Origin of the sequence: Pseudomonas sp. GOM6, assembly GCF_029537485.1 — a bacterium.
GTDB lineage: Bacteria > Pseudomonadota > Gammaproteobacteria > Pseudomonadales > Pseudomonadaceae > Aquipseudomonas.
On the sequence record NZ_JARPUS010000021.1, the window covers coordinates 24831 to 37884 of the forward strand.

The 13054-nt window shown below is 65.3% G+C and carries 14 protein-coding genes; 7 read left to right on the forward strand and 7 right to left on the reverse strand.

Going from position 1 to position 13054, the window contains the following annotated elements; genetic code table 11:
- Positions 1 to 20: 20 nt before the first annotated feature.
- The 5 genes from P7A97_RS18900 to P7A97_RS18920 all read right to left on the reverse strand — a co-directional run bounded on the left by P7A97_RS18900 (position 21) and on the right by P7A97_RS18920 (position 6269).
- Positions 21 to 2618, reverse strand: coding sequence for an EAL domain-containing protein (locus tag P7A97_RS18900; RefSeq protein ID WP_277691923.1), 2598 nt, complete (start codon positions 2616 to 2618; stop codon positions 21 to 23).
- Between the two features lie 66 nt (positions 2619 to 2684).
- A complete protein-coding gene (locus tag P7A97_RS18905; protein WP_277691925.1) occupies positions 2685 to 3296 on the reverse strand; it encodes a class I SAM-dependent methyltransferase in 612 nt (203 codons plus the stop codon).
- Positions 3296 to 3937 (reverse strand): oxidoreductase, encoded by a 642-nt coding sequence (locus tag P7A97_RS18910; RefSeq protein ID WP_277691926.1) that lies wholly within the window; start codon positions 3935 to 3937, stop codon positions 3296 to 3298. Before P7A97_RS18910 ends, P7A97_RS18905 begins: the two co-directional genes overlap by 1 nt.
- A gap of 68 nt (positions 3938 to 4005) precedes the next feature.
- On the reverse strand, positions 4006 to 5730 hold the full coding sequence (locus tag P7A97_RS18915; RefSeq protein ID WP_277691927.1) for a C13 family peptidase: 1725 nt from the start codon (positions 5728 to 5730) through the stop codon (positions 4006 to 4008).
- 83 nt (positions 5731 to 5813) lie between these two features.
- Complete coding sequence (locus tag P7A97_RS18920; protein WP_277691930.1) at positions 5814 to 6269, reverse strand: MaoC family dehydratase; 456 nt, start codon at positions 6267 to 6269, stop codon at positions 5814 to 5816.
- Positions 6270 to 6431: 162 nt separating this feature from the next.
- Between P7A97_RS18920 and P7A97_RS18925 the strand changes: the two genes are divergently transcribed.
- From P7A97_RS18925 to P7A97_RS18935, 3 genes are read left to right on the forward strand one after another with little or no spacing between them, the layout of a single operon-like run.
- A complete protein-coding gene (locus P7A97_RS18925; protein ID WP_277691931.1) occupies positions 6432 to 6794 on the forward strand; it encodes a CidA/LrgA family protein in 363 nt (120 codons plus the stop codon).
- Positions 6791 to 7507, forward strand: a complete 717-nt coding sequence (locus P7A97_RS18930) for an LrgB family protein (protein WP_277691932.1) — start codon at positions 6791 to 6793, stop codon at positions 7505 to 7507. The genes P7A97_RS18925 and P7A97_RS18930 overlap by 4 nt, the downstream gene beginning before the upstream one ends.
- 15 nt (positions 7508 to 7522) lie before the next feature.
- On the forward strand, positions 7523 to 8113 hold the full coding sequence (locus P7A97_RS18935; RefSeq protein ID WP_277691933.1) for an LON peptidase substrate-binding domain-containing protein: 591 nt from the start codon (positions 7523 to 7525) through the stop codon (positions 8111 to 8113).
- Between the two features lie 22 nt (positions 8114 to 8135).
- Here P7A97_RS18935 and P7A97_RS18940 read toward each other — a convergent pair whose 3' ends face one another.
- Entirely contained in the window at positions 8136 to 9452 is a 1317-nt protein-coding gene (locus tag P7A97_RS18940; protein WP_277691934.1) for a bifunctional DedA family/phosphatase PAP2 family protein, read from the reverse strand.
- Positions 9449 to 10129 (reverse strand): DNA-3-methyladenine glycosylase, encoded by a 681-nt coding sequence (locus P7A97_RS18945; protein ID WP_277691935.1) that lies wholly within the window; start codon positions 10127 to 10129, stop codon positions 9449 to 9451. The genes P7A97_RS18940 and P7A97_RS18945 overlap by 4 nt, the downstream gene beginning before the upstream one ends.
- A 163-nt stretch (positions 10130 to 10292) precedes the next feature.
- Here P7A97_RS18945 and P7A97_RS18950 point away from each other — a divergent pair, with 163 nt between their 5' ends.
- From P7A97_RS18950 to rlmH, 4 genes are read left to right on the forward strand one after another with little or no spacing between them, the layout of a single operon-like run.
- Positions 10293 to 11558, forward strand: coding sequence for a glutamate-5-semialdehyde dehydrogenase (locus P7A97_RS18950; RefSeq protein WP_277691937.1), 1266 nt, complete (start codon positions 10293 to 10295; stop codon positions 11556 to 11558).
- A complete protein-coding gene (gene nadD / locus P7A97_RS18955) occupies positions 11558 to 12208 on the forward strand; it encodes a nicotinate-nucleotide adenylyltransferase (protein WP_277691938.1) in 651 nt (216 codons plus the stop codon). Before P7A97_RS18950 ends, nadD begins: the two co-directional genes overlap by 1 nt.
- Positions 12209 to 12215: 7 nt before the next feature.
- Positions 12216 to 12575, forward strand: coding sequence for a ribosome silencing factor (gene rsfS / locus P7A97_RS18960; RefSeq protein WP_277691939.1), 360 nt, complete (start codon positions 12216 to 12218; stop codon positions 12573 to 12575).
- Positions 12576 to 12584: 9 nt separating this feature from the next.
- On the forward strand, positions 12585 to 13052 hold the full coding sequence (rlmH, locus tag P7A97_RS18965; protein ID WP_277691940.1) for a 23S rRNA (pseudouridine(1915)-N(3))-methyltransferase RlmH: 468 nt from the start codon (positions 12585 to 12587) through the stop codon (positions 13050 to 13052).
- The last annotated feature ends 2 nt before the right edge of the window (positions 13053 to 13054 follow it).

Consider the following 13054-nt stretch of genomic DNA (forward strand, 5'->3'; position numbering starts at 1 on the left):
AATGGCGCCCGCGCAGGCCGTCATGGTTTCGCGGGCGTTGCCGCATTCCCTTGGGGCTGCCAGCGCAGCAACTGCTCGGCCGGGCCGGGGGCGGCGAACAGGTAGCCCTGAAACAGCTGGCAACCGTACTGCAGCAGGGCGTCGCGCTGTTCGGTGGTTTCCACGCCCTCGGCAACCACCTCCAGATCCAGGCTTTGCCCCAGGGCCACCATGGTGCGAATGATGGCTGCATCGTTCGAATCGGTGAGCAGATCGCGGACGAAGCAGCGGTCGATCTTCAGGCAGGACAGCGGCAGGCGCTTGAGGTAGGCGAGCGACGAGTAGCCGGTGCCGAAGTCGTCCAGCGAGAAGCTCACCTTGTGCGCGCGCAGTTGCTCCATGCGGCCGATCAGCGCCTCCACATCCACGGCCAACTGACTCTCGGTCAGCTCCAGCTCCAGGCGCGCGGGGTTGGCACCGGTCTGCTCAAGAATCGCCATCACTTCGGTGACGAAGTTAGGGTGATGCAACTGCCTGGCGCTGACGTTGACCGCCAGGGGTATCGAGCCGAGCAGCGGGTCATCGCGCCAGGCCACCAGTTGGCGGCAGGCCTCCTGCAATATCCAGCGACCGAGAGGGAAGATCAGGTCGGTGCTCTCGGCCAGCGGAATGAAGTCGCCTGGCGGGATCAGGCCGCGTTCGGGATGCTGCCAGCGCACCAGGGCCTCGGCGCCGATCAGTGTGCCATGTGGGTCTACCTGCGGCTGGTAATGCAGCAGCAGGCCTTTGCCGTCCGCCAGGCACTGGCGCAGGTCGTTCTCCAGGCCCACCCGGGCCAGCGCCTCGGCCTGCATCTGCGGGTCGAAGAAGCGTACCGCGTTGCGCCCGGCGCCCTTGGCCTGGTACATGGCCAGGTCGGCGCGCTTGAGCAGCTCTTCCACCGTGCCTTCGGCGTCGGAGAACAGGGTCACGCCGATGCTCGCGGTACTGCTGTGCAGTTGCCCCTGTAGCTTGTAGGGCATGGCCAGGCTTGCCAGCAGCTTGTTGGCGACCGTCTCGATCTCACCGAACACCTCGGCAGGTTTTGCCGACAGCCGCTCGATCATCAGCACGAACTCGTCGCCGCCCAGGCGGGCCAGGGTGTCTTCCTGGCGTACCTGGCTGCGCAGGCGCTGGGCGACCTGCTGAAGGAACTGGTCTCCCATGGCGTGACCGAGGGTGTCGTTGAGGTTCTTGAAGTTGTCCAGGTCGATGAACAGCAACGCGCCTTCCTGCTGGCCTCGCTGGTGCTGGTCCAGGGCGTGCTGCAGACGCTCCTGCAACAGGCGGCGGTTGGGCAGGCCCGTGAGCGGATCGTAGAAGGCCAGTTGGTGAATCTGCTCCAGGTTCTTCTTGTGCTCGGTGATGTCGGTGGAAATGCCGCACAGGGCATAAATACTGCCGTCGGGGCGGCGCAGCGGTAGCTTGACCGACAGGTAGGCCCGCTCGCCGGTGCCATCGATGCTGCGATTGATTTCCTCCAGCTGCACCCGCTCGCCCTGCTGTAATACGCGGCGATCGTTGGCGCGCAGATTGTCCGCGGTGGCGGCGTCGAAGAAGCTTTCGTCGGTCGCCCCGATGACTTCATCACGCCGCCGGCCGAACAGTTCGCAGATCTTGTGGTTGGCGTACTGGTAACGGAACTCCGGGTCCTTGATATAGATATAGGCTTCGACGCTGTCGAGGATGGTGTTCAGGCGCAGCTCGCTATTGCTCAGGTGGCGGGTCTGCTCGGCGATCTTGCGCCGCAGCAGCAGGGTGCCGACCAGGGCCAGCAACAGCAGGACACCGAGGCTGGCCAGGCCCCACCAGAACATGCTTGGGATATCCAGTTGCGGCGGCCTGCCGCCCCAGCGCTGGATGATGTGGTAGAGCGGCGAGTCTGCCTGGGTCTGCCAGTCGTCCAGGTGACGGTCGATGGCAGCCAGCAGTGCGCCGTTGCCGCCCTTGCGGGTGGCGAAGAACAGCCGTGCCGGCTGGAACATGATGGTGGTGCCGTGCAGGCCGAAGCGCTCGGCGTGGTAATCGCCGAAACGCTGGTTGGCCACCGCCGCGTCCGCGGCACCATCGGCCACCAGGCGAAAGCCCTGCTCCAGGCTGTCCACCGCCAGCAACTCGGCTCGCAGGCCGAAGCTGTCGAGCAGGTTGCGCAGGTGGGATTCCTGCACCGAGCCGGCCAGCACGGCAATCCGCTGTTCCTTGAGGTCGAGGATGGAGTCCAGGCGTACACCTGGGGCGCTGTACAGCTGCGACCAGCTGAACAGCGCCGGGGTCTGGTGGAAGTCGAGGAAGGCAGCGCGCTCTTCGCTCCAGGCGACATCGGGCAACAGATCGATCTCGCCATCGCGGGCCATGTCCAGGCACTGCTGCCAGTCGCATGGTACGGGCACTAGGCGCCAGTCCTCGCGGCGGGCGATCTCGCCGAGCAGCTCGCCGAAGATGCCGCTCAGGCGCCCCGTATCATCGAGCAGTAGCTTGGGTTCGTTGGGGTAGCTGCCGACACGGATTTCGCCGGCACCGAGCACAACGCTGCAGCTGAGCGTCAGGCTGAGCAGCAGGGCATGGCGCCAGTGAGCGCGCAGAGGGTTGGAAACTGTCATCCTGGCCGTGTTCCGTTCCATGTTGATGCAACAACAATAGGAGCAAAACCCTTGTTTGGCGCGGTCTTAGTCGGCCCAGCCGTACCAGACCCAGGTCATCGGTCGCGGCCCCGGCAGGTAGCCGCTGTGCAGGTCACGGATATGAAAACCGCCAGCCTGCAGCAGACCCGGAATGTCGCGGTTGAGGTGGCAGCCGCCGGCCATGGGCTTCCACAGCGGCGTCAGACGATCCTGCCAGAGGCGGACCTTGAGGTCCGGCGCGCGACCGTGTTCGCTGAACAGCAGCTTGCCACCAGGCTTGAGTACGCGGCGCATCTCCTGCAGGGCGGCACTCGCGTCGGGGATGGTGCACAGGGTGAAGGTGCAGACGATGCTGTCGAAACTGGCATCCTCGGCCTGGATCTGCCCCAGTTCCAGGGCGATCATTTCCACCGGAATAGCAATCTGCTCGGCGCGTTCGCGGGCTTTGCTCTGCATCTGGGCGGCAGGGTCGACACCGACGATGGCGCTGACCTTCTGCGCATCGTAGAAGCTCAGGTTGAGTCCGGTACCAATACCTATCTCCAGCACCCGGCCCGTGGCCTGCGGCACCACCTTTGAGCGGGTCTTCATCACATGACCCATGCCGCAAGCGAAGTCGATCAGGTGCGGCAGGATTTTCTCTTCGTAGAAGCTCATCAGCGTCCCAGCCGGCGCAGCTCGTCAGACTCCACCACGCGCACGCCGTCGCCTTCCTCCAGGGCCAGGCGCCACAGGGCGCGGGCCAGCACGGCGACGTCGATGCCGCGGTACTTGCCGGGTATCCAGCGCATTAAAGGCGCAGCCAGGCGCTCGCCGAGGCGGAATTCGCTGCGCGGACCGAGCAGCAGCGAGGGGCGGGCGATGGTCAGCTGTGGCCAGTCCATGGCCTGCAGTGCGGCTTCCATTTCGCCCTTGACCCGGTTGTAGAACACCGAGGATTTCGGGTCAGCGCCCAGGGCACTGATCACCAGCAGGTGGCGGCTACCCAGCTCGCGGGCGCGGCGGGCGAAGGCCAGGACCAGGTCGTGGTCGATGGCGCGAAAGGCGTCCTGGGAGCCCGCCTGCTTGATGGTGCTGCCGAGGCAGCAGAAGGCGGCATCGACCTGCCCCGTCAGTTGCGGCAGCAGTTCTGCCAGCTCGCCCACCGGGTTGTCCAGGTGTGGATGCTCGGCCAGGGGGCGGCGGCTGGGCGCCAGCACACGGCTGATGGTGGGCTCGCTGAGCAGGCGGTCGAGCAGATGCTCGCCGGTCAGGCCGGTAGCGCCGGCAAGCAGGATGTGCTGGGGCGTGAGGTACATGCTTTTTCTCCGCTGTTACTGCTCAGCTTAGAACGATTTAGAAGAAGCAGGCCGCGCCGCATCGCATTTCAGAGATTTTTCTTCGTCCCGTCGGTGGCTGCGCTCAGCGCCGATTCGGCCTGGTTCTGGCGCAAGTCGTTCCAGCGCTTCAGCACCGCGCGCGGCGCCCAGAGCTGCGGTTCGGAGGGCTCGAAATCATCCGCCTGTTCTCTTTCGGCAACGGTTCGCTTGGCCAGTTCAAAGGCACGTTGCAGGTCATCGGTTTGCTGCAGCGCCTCGGCGAACAGGGCGCGGCCGAAGTAGGTGAAGTCGTTTTCCTCGGAACAGCCGAACGACACCCGGTCGGCGCGGGCGGCGGTCATCACCAGGGTGTGATCGTCCTGCAGCAGGGGGATGAAGCCGCCGGAGTAGCAGGCGGAGATGACGATGACCTTGTCGCGCCCGGCCAGGGGTTGCAGCAGGGCGGCGAGCTCGCTGGCAGGCAGGTCAGCCAGCTGCAGGCGCGGCTGGTCGATGCTCAGCTCGTGGCTGCGCGAGCCATGGCTGGTCAGGTAGATGAACACCAGATCCTCCGGGCCGCTGCGTTCGGCCAGGGCGCGCACGGCGCGGGTCAGGCTCTCGCGGGTGGCCAGCGGGCGGTCGGCCAGGTGGTTGCGATGGTTGGTCAGGGTGATATTGCCGCGGGCGCCGAAACGCTCGCGCAGCAGCTTGGCCACGTAGTCGGCCTCGCGCAGGAACACGCTCTGCTTGCCATCGCCGGCCAGGGTCAGGCTGTACAGCTCGACCGCCGGGGTGGAAGCGGGCAGGGCGGCGAGGCTTTCTTGCAGCAATTGGCCCTGATTAAGCAGGCCCAGTTCCAGCGGGTCCGGGCGGCGGCTGCCGTCCTGGTCGCTGATCAATTCGCCGGCGTGCCAAGTGCCGCGAGTCTGCTGGCCGCTGGCGCTGGTCAGGGTGCCCTCGCCGGCATACTGGCCGTTGGCGAAGTTGCCCTGGTAGACGCTGCCGTCGGCCAGCTTCAGCTTGCCGATGCCATGGAAGCGCCAGTAACGGAATTGGCCTGCGTAGTGACTGCCGTCGCTGCCGCGGTACTCGCCCTGGCCAGTCAACTCACCATCGACGAAATACCCGCTCCAGACGTCGCCCTCGGCACTTTGAAAGCGGCCCTTGCCGTGGAACTGGTCGTTGCGGAAACCACCGCTGTAGGTCTCGCCGTCTTCGCCGCGGTAGCTGCCTTCGCCGTGCAGACGGCCCTTGCGGAAGGTGCCGCTGAACTGTCCTTCGGCAGAGCTGCGCAGCCCCTCGCCTTGCGGGTCGCCACGCACGAAGCGGCCCTGGTGGCGGCTGCCGTCTGGCAGCTCCAGGGTGCCGATGCCGTGGTAGAGGTTGTCGCGAAACTCGCCCCGATAGCTCATGCCGCCCTGTTGTAGGTGGCCCTCGCCATGCATGCGACCCTGCTTGAAGCTGCCCTCGTAGCGCGTGCCATTGCCGTAGACCAGCTCGCCCTGGCCTTCAAAAAGACCCTGGCGGAATTCGCCGGTGTAGGTCTCACCGCTGGCGCCGTGCCACGTGCCATGGCCTTCGAACAAGCCGTCCTTGAACTGGCCCTGGTAGTACATGCCATTGGCGTAGTCGATGCGGCCTTCGCCCTGGAGCCGCCCATCGATGATCTCGCCGCGATAGCGGCCGCCATCGGGCAGCACGGCATCGGCGGGCAGCAGGGGTTCGCCATCGCCGCAGGCGGTCAGGAGCAGGGCAAGGGTTAGCGGAGCGAAGCGGCGGGGCATGGTGGGCATCCTGCGGGAAGTTGCTTCGAGTATGCCGCAGTGCACATGCAAACGGGGCGCCTCAGCGCCCCGTTCGCTACACCGTCAAGGCTTCAGACGAAGCACAGGCTGATCGGCTCGGCGATGTAGGCCGGCTTTTCCTCGCCCTCGATTTCCAGGGTGGCTTCCGACTTGATCAGCCATTGGCCCGGACGCTTTTCGGTGACCTCGGTGATCTTCAGGCCCAGGCGCACGCGCGAGTTGACCTTGACCGGCTGGATGAAGCGCACGCTGTCCAGGCCGTAGTTGACGCCCATCTTCATGCCTTCGGGCAGCACGATCAGGTTTTCCATCAGCTTGGGAATCAGCGACAGGGAGAGGAAACCGTGGGCAATGGTGGTGCCGAAGGGGGTGAGCTTGGCTTTCTCCGGATCGACATGAATGAACTGGTGGTCACCGGTGCACTCGGCGAACTGATTGATACGTTCCTGGTCGATGGTCAGCCACTCGGAGCGACCGAGATCCTTGCCTACATAGTCTTGCAGTTGCGACACGGGTACGAACGGCATAGATCCTCCTTGAGGATGCGAGGTTATTTGTTGTTTTTGCGATGAACCTGCTGGCCTTAGATCATCACGGTCAATAACTGCGGGTCAAGCCAAATGTCGCGGTTTATAGCGGCCCCTTCGACATGCCTATAATGGCCGCGCCTTACCGTTGGAGACCCTCGCATGTTGCTTCGCGGCCTGACCTGGCTGGTGCTGTTCCAGTTGCTCGGCACTGCCCTCAATGTCCTCTTTCTACACATGCTGCCGGGGCCGATCATCGGCATGCTGCTGCTGTTCGTTTTTCTGCTGCTGCGTGGCGAGGTGGGTCAGCCCATCAGCGAGGCGGCCACCGGGCTATTGCGCTACCTGCCGTTGCTGTTGGTGCCGCCGGCCGTCGGGGTGATGGTGTATGCCGAGCAGATCGCCGCCGATTTCTGGGCGCTGGCGGGTGCTCTCGGGCTGTCGCTGGTGATTTCGCTGCTGTTCTGTGGCTGGCTGATGCAGAAGCTGATCGACCGCCAGGCCGGTAAAGGAGAACAGCCATGACCGGCTCCTGGCAGGCGGCGCTGCAAGCCGTGATTCATCATCCACTGTTCGGCGTGGGCATTACTCTGGCGGCATATCAGTTGGCGCTAGCCGCCTACGAGAAGACCCGCTGGTTCTTCCTGCAGCCGGTGCTGGTGTCCATGAGCGTGGTCATCGGCGTGCTGGTGATCTGTGGCCTGACCTATGACGAATACCGCAGCAGCACCTTCCTGCTCAGCGTGCTGCTGGGGCCGACCACCGTGGCGCTGGCCGTGCCGCTGTTCCTCAACCTGCGGCGCATCCGCGAGCTGTTCTGGCCGGTGCTGCTGACCTTGCTGGTTGGTGGGCTGGTGGCGACCGTGCTGGGTGTGGCCCTGGCCTGGGCCTTTGGTGCCGAGCGCATGATGCTGATGACCCTGGCGCCGAAGTCGGTGACCTCGCCGATCGCCATGCTGGTGGCCGAGCAGATCGGTGGCGTGGCTGCCCTGGCGGCGGTGTTCGTGCTGATCACCGGGGTGATCGGCGCCATCTGCGGGCCGGAGCTGTTGCGCCGCATCGGTGTGCACCACCCGGCGGCTCAGGGCATGGCGCTGGGCATCACCGCTCATGCGGTCGGCACCGCCAGAGCCTTGCAGGACAGTGAGGAGAGTGGCGCTTTCGCTGCCCTGGCCATGAGCCTGATGGGCATGATCACTGCCATCGCCTTGCCGCTGGTCGTTACCCTGATTGTCTGATTCGGAGCGTATCGGATGAGTTTTCCGCTGTTCCCCCTCAATACCGTGCTGTTTCCTGGCTGTGTGCTCGATCTGCAGATATTCGAGCCGCGTTACCTGGACATGATCAGCGCCTGCATGAAGCGCGGCGAGGGCTTCGGCGTGGTCGGCATCCTCGAGGGCGAGGAGGTCGGCGAGGCCGCCAGTCGTTTCGCGGCCCTGGGGTGCGAGGCGCTGATCCGTGATTTCCAGCAGCGCCCCAACGGCCTGCTGGGGATTCGCGTCGAGGGCGGCCGACGCTTCCATGTGGATAAAGTGGTGGTGCAGCCCGATCAGTTGGCCCTGGCCGAGGTCAGTTGGGTCGAGGAGCCGGCGGATGCTCCGCTGCTGGCCGAGCACGCCGATCTGGCGGCACTGCTCGCGGCCCTGGCCGAGCATCCCATGGTGTCGGGGTTGGGCATGGGGGGTGTGGTTAGCGGCCAGCAGGCACTGGCCAACCAGCTGGCCTACCTGCTGCCGTTCAGTGTCGAGGAAAAGCTGCAGGCGCTGACGCTCGACGAGCCGTTGCAGCGGCTCGGTTTGATCCAGGGGCTGCTTGACCAGCTGCAGGGCGAGCTGACGGCGTAGGGGCGGAACCCCTGCAGCTGACTCAATAGCGATACTGCTGGATCGCCTGTGGCAACGCCCAGACGCTCACTGCGCCGAGCAGCGCCAGGGTTGCCGGTAGGATCAGCCACCACACCCGCGCGCCCAGCGGTTGCATGGGGGCGCGACGTTGCAGCCAGGCCAGGCTGAGGGCGCAGACCATGCCCGCCAGCAGCGCGCCAGCGATGATGTCGGTCGGCCAGTGCACGCCCAGATACACCCGCGACAGGGCAATCGCCAGTGCCGGCAGGCTGGCCAGCAGCAACCAGGTCAGGCGTGTGCGCGCCGGTGCGCCGCGGCCGGCCAGCACGCCGAGGGCGAGGAAGCAGGCGAAGGCTGCCGAGCTATGCCCACTGGGCAGGCTGAAGGTATCCAGCGGCTGTAGCAGTACGTCGGGGCGGGCGCGGGCGAACAGTTGCTTGAGGCCACCATTGGCCAGCGCGGTGAGCAGCATGCAGCTGCAGACATACAGCGCCGCCTGAAAACGTCGCGCAACCACCAGCAGCAAGGTCAGCAGTACACCGGCCGCCAACTGCGTGTTGAAGTCGCCCATACCGGTAATCAGCAGGGCCAGGCTGTCCATGGCGGGCGCCCGCTGCTCCTGCACCAGGGCCAGCAGCCCCTGATCCAGTGCCTGCAGATGGCTGGCGCTGAGCAACAGGGCCAGCAGCAGCGCACCGCTCAGGCCGGCGGCCAGTAGTGTGGCCCAGCGCAGTTCGCGCAGGCTGCTGTGAATAACCAGTACCAGCATCAGCGCCACGGCGCCGATTACCGCGCCAGCCTCGCTCCAGAAACCGTCCGGCAGTGGCAGGCGCAAGGCGGCGCCAGTCGCCCAGCCGGGCAGCAGGTAGGCGACAGACCAGCCGGCGGCGGCCAGCATGCTGACCAGCAGAAAACGCATGAATGGCATGTCGAGCATGCCGGCTACCAGCGGCAGCATGGGTCGCAGCGGGCCGATAAAGCGCCCGACCAGCAGGCTGGCCACACCATAGCGCTCGAAGTAGCGTTCGGCGCCATTCAGCCAGCCAGGGTGTTTGCGCAGTGGCGCCAGGTTGCGAATACCCTGGTGGTAGCGCCTGCCCAGTCCGTAAGAGGCCAGGTCGCCGAGCAGGCCGCCGACATAGCCGAGCAACAGGGTCTGCCACAGTTCCAGAGCGCCGCTGCCGGCCAACACGCCGAGGCTGAACAGCACGACGGTGCCGGGAATCAGGAGGCCGACAATGGCCAGGCATTCGACGCAGGCCATGATCAACAATGTCAGGCCCAGCCAGTGCGGGTTGCTTTCCAGCCACAGGGTCAGGGTGTCGAACCAGTGGTTCATACGGGGAGTTCCTCGATATTCAGCAGAACATAGTCGCGGCCTTCGACCTGGCCTCGGCGCAGCGGATTGCGCGTGCACTGACGGCTGTAGGCGGCATCGACAAAACGGTAGGGCAGGTGCTCGTCGCGCCCGCGGGGGATGCCCAGGCGTGCGCATTGGATGATCTGTCGGGGGCGTTCGCCAATGTCCTCGACGAACAGACGTTGCGGGTCGAAGCGCTGGCCGTCCCACTCCGGCACCTTGAGGCCCAGGGCCTTGCACAGCAGCGTCTGCCCGGCACACAGTCGCTCGGTGGGGCGCAGGTTGCCGTTGGCCGCTGGGTTGTTGGCGTGCATGCGCTGCAGGGCATCCGCGGCACAGTGTTCGTCCAGCCAGGGCATGGCCGACTTGATCAGCACCGCATTGCCCGGACCCTGCGCGCTGAAGTTGAGCGAGTCACCGCCGCGGGCGTAGTACATATAGATGTGGCCGCCGTCGAGGAATAGCGCCCTGCGCTTCTCGGTATAGCCAAGCGAGGCATGGCTACCTTTGTCGGTCAGGTAATAAGCCTCGGTTTCGATAATTCGAGCGGCCAGCCAGTGCCCTTGGTGGCAATGGCGGATCACTTTGCCCAACAGGCCGCGAGCCAGAGTCTGTGCGTCGCGGTCGAAGAAGCTGTCTGGTAGGGGCGCAGGCATGGGGGCGTCCGGTCGGCCTGGAAACGGGGCGATCTTATCAATGTCAGGCTGAATTCTGGCTGAACGACCGGGATTGCTTGCCGTCTGCCCGGCAATGCTGTGCGTGGCGGGGCGCGCCCGCTATAATCAGCCCCTTTTTCCAGCTGCCAGGCCATCACCAACCATGACCGAGTCCGTACTCGACTATATGACCCGCCTGGGCCGCGCCGCGCGTGAGGCCTCGCGGGTGCTCGCCCGTGCCAGCACCGCGCAGAAGAACCGCGCCCTGCAGGCCGCCGCCAACGCCCTCGACGCTGCCCGCGCCGAACTGACCGCCGCCAACGAGCTTGACCTGGCAGCCGCGCGCGCCAATGGCCTGGAGCCGGCCATGGTTGACCGCCTGGCGCTGACCCCGGCGGTGATCGACTCGATGATCGAAGGCCTGCGCCAGGTCGCTACCCTGCCGGACCCGATCGGCGAGATCCGTGACATGCGCTTCCTGCCGTCCGGCATCCAGGTCGGCAAGATGCGCGTGCCGCTGGGTGTGATCGGTATCATCTACGAGTCGCGGCCGAACGTGACCATCGACGCCGCCAGCCTGTGCCTGAAGTCCGGCAATGCCACCATCCTGCGCGGCGGCTCCGAGGCCATTCACTCCAACCAGGCCATCGCCCGCTGCATCCAGCTCGGCCTGGCCGAGGCCGGCCTGCCAGCCAGTGCCGTGCAGGTGGTGGAAACCACCGACCGTGCCGCCGTTGGCGCGCTGATCAGCATGCCGGAGTTCGTCGACGTCATCGTGCCGCGCGGCGGCAAGGGCCTGATCGAACGCATCAGCCGCGACGCCAAGGTGCCGGTGATCAAGCATCTGGATGGCGTCTGCCATGTCTATGTCGACGTCGCTGCCGATCTCGACAAGGCCATTCGCGTCTGTGACAACGCCAAGACCCAGCGCTACTCGCCGTGCAACGCCATGGAAACCCTGCTGGTGCACGAGGCCATCGCCGCCCGTGTGCTGCCGCCGCTGGCCGCCATTTACCGCGACAAGGGCGTGGAGTTGCGTGGCGATGCCGCCACCCGCGCGCTGCTCGGCAGCGATGTGCTGGAAGCGAGCGAGGATGATTGGTACGCCGAGTACAACGCGCCGATCCTGGCGATTCGCATCGTCGACTCGCTGGACGCGGCCATCGCCCACATCAACACCTACGGCTCGCAACACACCGACGCGATCATCACCGAGAACTTCAGTGATGCGCGGCGTTTCCTCACCGAAGTGGATTCCGCCTCGGTGATGGTCAATGCTTCGACCCGTTTCGCCGATGGCTTCGAGTACGGCCTGGGCGCGGAGATCGGCATTTCCACCGACAAGCTGCATGCACGTGGTCCGGTCGGCCTGGAAGGCCTGACCAGCGAGAAGTACGTGGTGTTCGGCGACGGGCACATTCGTACCTGATGGCGCGACGCATTGGGATCCTGGGCGGCACCTTTAATCCGGTGCATATCGGGCATCTGCGCGCGGCGCTGGAAGTGGCCGAGTACATGGGGTTGGACGAGCTGCGGTTGATCCCCAGCGCACGTCCGCCGCATCGTGAGGCACCGCTGGTCTCGGCCGAGCAGCGTCTGGCCATGGTTGAGCTGGCAGTGGCCGGCGAAGTGCAGCTGCGGGTCGATGACCGTGAACTGCAGCGTGACAAGCCGTCATTCACCTACGACACCCTGGAGTCGGTGCGGGGTGAACTGTCGACAGAGGATCAGCTGTTTCTCCTGCTGGGCTGGGATGCCTTCTGCGGTTTGCCCAGCTGGTATCGCTGGCAGGAACTGCTGGAGCATTGCCACATCCTGGTGCTGCAACGGCCGGATGCCGATAGCGAGCCGCCCGAGGCGTTGCGAGACCTGTTGGCGGCGCGTAGCGAGAACGATCCGCTGAGTCTGGCCGGGCCTGGCGGGCAGATCAGCTTTATCTGGCAGACGCCGCTGGCGGTGTCTGCCACCCAGGTTCGCCAGTTGCTGGCGCAAGGGCGTTCGGTGCGTTATCTGGTGCCCGACGCCGTGCTGGCCTATATCCAAGCTCAGGGACTGTACTCTGGGCAAACCGATTCATGAGGTAACGATGCAAAACGAAGAACTGGTCAAGGTCGCCGTGGCGGCCCTGGAAGACATGAAAGGTGCCGACATCACCACCATCGATGTACGCGGCAAGACCAGCGTCACCGATTTCATGGTGATCGCCAGCGGTACCTCCAGCCGTCACGTCAAATCGATGGCCAACGAAGTGCTGGAGAAGGTCAAGGAGCAGGGTGTGCGCCCGATCGGCAGCGAAGGTCTGGACGGCGGCGAGTGGGCCCTGCTCGACCTGGGCGACGTCGTGGTGCACGTGATGCAGGTTGCCACCCGCCAGTTCTACGATCTGGAGCGTCTGTGGCAGGGCGCCGAGCAGAGCCGTGCGCAGCACCAGGATCAGCCGGAATAAGCGTCTGACGTGCGTATCAAGCTAATCGCTGTTGGCTCGCGCATGCCGCGCTGGGTGGAAGATGGCTGGCAGGAGTATGCCAAGCGTCTGCCATCGGAGTTGCCGCTTGAGTTGGTCGAGATTCCGCTGACTACCCGTGGCAAGAACGCCGATGTGGCCCGCCTGATTCGTCAGGAGGGCGAGGCCATGCTGAGCAAGGTGCAGCCCGGGGAACGTATCGTCACTCTGGAAGTCCATGGCAAACCCTGGAGCACCGAGCAGCTGGCGGCCGAACTGGAGCGCTGGCGCCTGGATGCGCGTAACGTCAACCTCATGGTCGGTGGCCCGGAAGGGCTGGCGCCGGAGGTTTGTGCGCGTAGCGAGCAGCGCTGGTCGCTGTCGCCGCTGACCTTGCCCCATCCGCTGGTGCGCATCCTCATCGGTGAGCAGATCTACCGTGCCTGGACCGTGCTGTCCGGCCATCCGTACCACAAATAAGC

Excerpts from the sequence above, each read along its gene's own strand:
- P7A97_RS18900 (WP_277691923.1), bottom strand. The coding sequence starts at position 2,618 with ATGACAGTTTCCAACCCTCTGCGCGCTCACTGGCGCCATGCCCTGCTG.
- P7A97_RS18905 (WP_277691925.1), bottom strand. The coding sequence starts at position 3,296 with ATGAGCTTCTACGAAGAGAAAATCCTGCCGCACCTGATCGACTTCGCT.
- P7A97_RS18910 (WP_277691926.1), bottom strand. The coding sequence starts at position 3,937 with ATGTACCTCACGCCCCAGCACATCCTGCTTGCCGGCGCTACCGGCCTG.
- P7A97_RS18915 (WP_277691927.1), bottom strand. The coding sequence starts at position 5,730 with ATGCCCACCATGCCCCGCCGCTTCGCTCCGCTAACCCTTGCCCTGCTC.
- P7A97_RS18920 (WP_277691930.1), bottom strand. The coding sequence starts at position 6,269 with ATGCCGTTCGTACCCGTGTCGCAACTGCAAGACTATGTAGGCAAGGAT.
- P7A97_RS18925 (WP_277691931.1), top strand. The coding sequence starts at position 6,432 with ATGTTGCTTCGCGGCCTGACCTGGCTGGTGCTGTTCCAGTTGCTCGGC.
- P7A97_RS18930 (WP_277691932.1), top strand. The coding sequence starts at position 6,791 with ATGACCGGCTCCTGGCAGGCGGCGCTGCAAGCCGTGATTCATCATCCA.
- P7A97_RS18935 (WP_277691933.1), top strand. The coding sequence starts at position 7,523 with ATGAGTTTTCCGCTGTTCCCCCTCAATACCGTGCTGTTTCCTGGCTGT.
- P7A97_RS18940 (WP_277691934.1), bottom strand. The coding sequence starts at position 9,452 with ATGAACCACTGGTTCGACACCCTGACCCTGTGGCTGGAAAGCAACCCG.
- P7A97_RS18945 (WP_277691935.1), bottom strand. The coding sequence starts at position 10,129 with ATGCCTGCGCCCCTACCAGACAGCTTCTTCGACCGCGACGCACAGACT.
- P7A97_RS18950 (WP_277691937.1), top strand. The coding sequence starts at position 10,293 with ATGACCGAGTCCGTACTCGACTATATGACCCGCCTGGGCCGCGCCGCG.
- nadD (WP_277691938.1), top strand. The coding sequence starts at position 11,558 with ATGGCGCGACGCATTGGGATCCTGGGCGGCACCTTTAATCCGGTGCAT.
- rsfS (WP_277691939.1), top strand. The coding sequence starts at position 12,216 with ATGCAAAACGAAGAACTGGTCAAGGTCGCCGTGGCGGCCCTGGAAGAC.